Origin of the sequence: Hyella patelloides LEGE 07179, assembly GCF_900659865.1 — a bacterium.
In the GTDB taxonomy this organism is placed as follows: Bacteria; Cyanobacteriota; Cyanobacteriia; order Cyanobacteriales; family Xenococcaceae; genus Hyella; species Hyella patelloides.
Map to the genome: position 1 here is coordinate 1 of NZ_LR214436.1, position 1,111 is coordinate 1,111.

At 38.7% G+C, this 1,111-nt stretch carries 1 protein-coding gene; it reads right to left on the reverse strand.

All coding sequences use genetic code 11. The annotated features are described in order from the left end of the window. Window positions 1-1,111: Calx-beta domain-containing protein (locus H1P_RS35545; protein WP_222427425.1), on the reverse strand; the 1,111-nt coding region annotated here is incomplete at both ends.

Here is a 1,111-nt window from a genome sequence, read left to right on the forward strand (position 1 = left end):
GTCGTAAATTCATCATCATCTACTATTGTGCCAACACCCTGATTATCAACAATTACTGCTCCCAACGCATTGGAGAGATTAATATTGAAGGTTTCATCACTCTCATCTAGAGTATCTCCAATAACATCTATGGAAATAGTGGTTTCGGTTTCCCCAGGATTAAAGACAATAGTGCCAAATTGACTCTGATAATCCGTGCCATTACTAGCAGTACCATCAACAATTGTATAGTCTGCTGTAATCGGATTAGTAGAAACTTCCGAGAGAGAAAGAGTAAAGAGAGCTATTGTTGTACCACTATCTCCCTCTGTTACAGTAACATCATTAATGGATATTTCAGGAGTAGAAGTGCTGGTTTCATCATCATCAATGATTGTTGCTGTAGCTTCACTACTATTAATGGTAACGTTATTAGGATTACTGAGATTAATAGTGAATGCTTCATCTATTTCATCTAAATTATCCCCTAATACATTCACCTCAATGGTTTTGGTGGTTTCTCCAGGATTGAAGGTGAGTGTGCCACTAACAGCTTCATAATCGATTCCTGCGATTGCTGTATTATCTGCTGTGGCGTAATCTACTGTAATTTCTTGACCACTGGGATTGTCGAGCGAAACTGTAAAGACAGCAGTAGTTGTACCACTGTCTCCTTCTGTCACCACCACATCAGAAATTATTAGCGATGGAGGATTGTCATTATCTGTAATTGTTGCTGTGGCTTCACTATCTGTGATGACTGCATTATTGGAGTTAGTCAGATTAATAGTGAAAGCTTCATCTATTTCATCTAAATTATCTCCCAATACATTCACTTCAATGGTTTTAGAGGTTTCCCCAGGGCTAAAGGTGAGTGTTCCACTGATTGCTTCATAATCCAATCCTGCGATGGCTGTATTATCAGAGGTCGCAAAATCAACAGTTATTTCTTGACTACTAGGATTGTCGAGACTGACAGTAAAGATGGCATTTGTGGTACTACTATCTCCTTCTGTCACCACCACATCAGAAATTATTAGCGATGGAGGATTGTCATTATCTGTAATTGTTGCTGTGGCTTCACTATCTGTGATGACTGCATTATTGGAGTTAGTCAGATTAATAGTGAAAG